This window comes from Providencia sp. PROV269 (assembly GCF_028477785.1).
In the GTDB taxonomy this organism is placed as follows: Bacteria; Pseudomonadota; Gammaproteobacteria; order Enterobacterales; family Enterobacteriaceae; genus Providencia; species Providencia rettgeri.
On sequence record NZ_JAMPLV010000027.1, the window covers coordinates 1 to 4673 of the forward strand.

Below are 4673 nucleotides of genomic sequence, written 5' to 3' on the forward strand. Positions count from 1 at the left end.
GAGTCCGACGGCGCCTTTTTTATAGATACAAAGTCATATGGTAAAAGTTTGAGCTTTGATCAAAACGTTTATAACGGCTATGGATGGATTAATCATAATACCCCGATATTTGTAGGGGAAGCAGAGCCCAACAGTGTTGTTACCATGAAATTCGGCGGGGGAAGGTTCTCGACGGTTGCTGATAAACAGGGTAAATGGCATCTTAAGATTAAGTACCCATTTGCAGATAATAGTTATTATTGTGATTTTGCTTTTATTGATGTAGCAGGCAATAAGACACAAACTGGCGAATGGGTAATTATCAAAACGACATTACCGTCGACTGACGCTAAATTGAAGGACATCAATGGGTTTGTCACCAACCAAAATAAGCCGACGTTTATGGGTACAACAGACCCATACTCAACAGTTAATGTGGTTGTAGGCCAAAAGGATTACCCAACTAAAGCGGATAAAAATGGTGAATGGTCGGTTCAGCTTAATGAGTTGGCAGATAACGTCTATACATACCGAGTCATAGTGACAGATTTGGCTGGCAATAAAAATGAATTTAGCGATATATTACAAATTGATACGCAATTACCCTCGACAGTGGCGACGTTGACCAAGGGCAGTGATAGCGGGGTTCAAGGCGATAATATCACGAAGGATCAATCACCAGCCTTGACTGGCAAAACCAAACCGCACGCGGCAGTGACGATCTCGATTGAAAACGAAAACGGAAGCTATGAGACCATCGCGAATGCTAACGGGGAGTGGACGCAAACGCTGCCCACGGAATTTACCGAGGGTGAGCACACTTATACCGTCAGTGTGACCGATAAAGCCGGTAATAAAGCGGAATCCAAGGGCACCTTCATCATTGATACCGAAATGACATTAACTGGGGGTCTAGATCTAAGTAGTCAAAGCAACATTGTATCGAGTGATGTTGTGACGAATTTACTCAGGCCTCAAATTAGCGGCAAATCTGATCCAAATAGCAAAATAACGGGTGAATTTAAAGGGACGAAAAAGACTGTTTATTGCGATGAACAAGGTAAATGGTCGTTGACGTTTGATGTAAATGCTAAAATTGGTAAGGATAACGAATACGTTATTACAGCTAAAGATGCTGCGGGTAATGAAAAAATACTTCAACAAAGTTTTTCCTATACCCCGCCTCCGGAGGGTGGCTCCGGTGAGTCTCCGCCCCCGACACTTTCAGTTGAATTAGATAAAGAGAGTGATAGTGGGAATAAAGATGGTTATATCACTAATGTTAAAAAGCCTACATTTACAGGTACAGCTACCAAAAGTGCAAAAATAACCTTTAAGATTGCTGGACAGGAATTGACCGAAATTGCTGATGCCACTACAGGAAAATGGGCTATTACGCTTGATAGTTTACAGGATGGGGGACATCATTATACGGTGACTGCGGAACACCCGACTAATGGGAAGTCCACTGATGAAAGTGGCGTGATTTTTATAGATACAACACCACCTTTCACTGTGGTTAAATTAACGGATGCGATAGAGTTAGGAACATCTGGTGACTTTATCACCAAAAACCAAAAGCCAGAGTTTACGGGAAAAAGCGTTCCTGGTAATAAAGTAACGTTAAAATTGAATGATAAAAGCGTCGATACAACCTGCGATGAAAATGGTGCATGGCTATTAGCTTTAGATGAAACATTAGATAAAAATTATTCAGGTAAATACAAAATTATTGTTACTGATGCTGCTGACAATCATTTTGAAACAACAGGTACGTTGCAAATTGATAATACTATCCCCTTTCTTTCTGCAATAACGCTTAATTCAAGCGCGACTAGAGATAGGAACGGTGTCCTGTCAACTAATGATTTAACCCCAATATTTAGTGGTACAACTACACCAGGCTCAAAATTAAAGTTTGAATTTTCTTACTATACTGGAGATTATTTTTGGGAACGACGTGAGTTCGATGTGACAGATATTGATAAAAACGGGCAATGGTCTTTCACATTTCCATCGAATTTAATGAAAGCTGGCCCCCTTTATGGGGTTAGTTCTATTGGTGTCGTTGCGACGTCTCTTGCTGGAAATACGAATAATAAAGATTTTGAAAAAAAAGGTTTATGGATAAAAAAAGGTGTTTATACCATCGATTCACTGATTGATGCTGAGTCTAGCCCTACAGGTAAAGATGATTTAAAAGTAAGTGTTAGCAAGACACCTAAATTGCACGGAACAATTAAAGGTGGTGTAACGGGGGACGAATTTAAAGGTAGCATTCAGATTGCTGGGAAAGAATATCCGTTAACCATAACTGGAAAAACTGGCAAATTAGCCGCATGGAGTTTTGAACTCCCTACGCAAAATGCGCTTTCACAGGGTCAACATGGCTATACTTTGAAATTTCAAGATGTATATGGTTCGACAGAGAAATTTCATTCCTTTTTAGTTGTATCTGAGTCGAATATTTTCCTTGATCCCGAAACGGATTCTGGACATCAAGGAAATGGTTATATAAACCATAATAAGCCAATTTATAAAGGGATTGCTGAGCCTAAAGCTAAAATTTCAGTAAAAGTTGGGGGGAAAGAATACAAGACCCAAGCAAATGATAAAGGGGAATGGCAACTTGAAGTTCCCCTTGATGGTGATGGGGAGCACAACCTCATTTTCCGAGATGAAACGAAAGATTTGATACTCGGGATTGTTAAGCTAAATGTCCTAACAACGCCCCCTACATTCAATGAATTTCATATCGAAAAAAGTGATACGCACAGTAAAGCAGCTGATGTAGCTAAAAATAATAATCCTCACCTGAATTTTACTTATACAGGAAATATGGATTATTACGAGATTGCAGTTAATGAGAAGACTATCAAATATGACAAAAAATCTGTTAATGATGATAGTTCACAAACGACTTTTAATAATACTCTAAATTTACCTAATGGTGAGCATAAAGCTAGGATTACCGCTTTTGATATTGCGGGTAATAAGGTCGCGCATGAAACCATTATTAAAGTGTTAAGCGGTGAGGCCCAAAAACCTAAAATCGAGTTTGGTATTACTGAAAATCAAAGTATTAGTAGTGATGGTGGCGAACTTACTTTTGACAAAAATCACTTAGAAATAACAGGTAAAACCTCTCCCGCAGGGATTGTTAAAATAAAAGATAAAACAGGTAAAGAAATTGGAACGACCAAAGCGGACAATGAAGGAACCTGGGCATATACATTGCCTACCGAATGTATTCCCAGTGATATAACAGGGGGTGGCAATCTTGAATTTTCTATTACAGCGTACGATCTGATTAATCGAAAAAGTAATATCAATTTTTCACTTATTTATGATGACTCGGCTCCTGAAATAACTAACTTTCAGACGAGTGAGATCGGCAGTAATGACACGGTATATAACAATGGATTGACCTTTAGTGGCAAAACTCAACCTAATTCTACCGTACATTTTACGTTGTCTAAAGGACAAGAAGCTATACATGAATCTGCAAAAGCGGATAAGACAGGGAATTGGCAATTCAAACCACTTGCCTCTCAAATGCCAGCTGACGGCCAATATGTTTACAATATTACGGTTGAAAATGTATTAGGGAAAATGAGTGCAGAGAAAGATAAATTACAAGGTAGCTTAACAATTAAAACGACGCCTGAAATAACCTGGGGATTAGATGATAATGATGATACCGGTATTAAAGGCGATAATATTACCAATATAAAAACACCGAAGTTTAGTGGAAAAACGGAGCCTCATGCTTCTATCCGATTGATTTTTGATAATAACTTAACTCATTCATACGATGCCAAAGCAGATGAAAATGGCGTATGGGTGATAGATGAAAAAGTAAAATTCGAAGAAGGATCATACGGTTATACGATAGCTGTGGAAGATAAGGTGCATGGAATTAGTGGCCAGAAACATGGTAGATTTCAGATTGATACCACTGCCCCGAAGGTATTAACAGGTGGTGTGATTGATGCACGAGATGGTGTTGCTAAAGAGCATGTTCTCACTGATGCGAATATACCTGATTTTAGTGGACATAGTGATCCCTTTGCACGAGTTTTACTCAATATAAAGTCTCCTTTAGATAGCACTCATTTTTCTCAGACAATTATTGCAGACGAAAAGGGGAGTTGGGCATTTACATTACCTTCAGCAAGTGCATTGAAAGACGGGGAATATACCTATCAGGCAAGGGTAGAAGATAGTGCGGGTAATCTAAATAATGATTTGATGCTACAAGGCACTATCAAGGTGGATACAATTGCTCCAGATACTCTTGATGGTGGTGTTGGTAATTCTAAAGATAATACTTATCAATTGGATTGCGTAACAAATATCACAAAACCCACTTTTTGTGGTTCAGCAGAGCCAGGTGTGGTCCTACAGTTAATAGTGGGTGAGCATGTTTATAAGGATATTAAGGTTGATGAAAAAGGTCAGTGGAAATTCACACTTCCATCGTCACTGACAGAGGACACCTATATTTATAAAGTAGAGATGAAAGATGCTGTTGGGCATAAAGGAACTAAAAGCTTAAGGGGTAAGATTATTATCGATACAACACCGCCTGATGTACTGGAGGGTGGGTTAGATACTACATCAGATACAGGGATCTCAAACAGTGGTTTCACTAACCATAAAACACCAACCTTCAGTGGGACGACAGAATCTAA

Annotated in this window: 1 protein-coding gene; it reads left to right on the forward strand. The window is 39.0% G+C overall.

Annotated elements, in window-relative coordinates:
- Positions 1–48: 48 nt before the first annotated feature.
- Positions 49–4673 (forward strand): Ig-like domain-containing protein (locus PR683_RS20255; RefSeq protein ID WP_272571879.1); only part of this gene is annotated, 4625 nt, incomplete at its 3' end.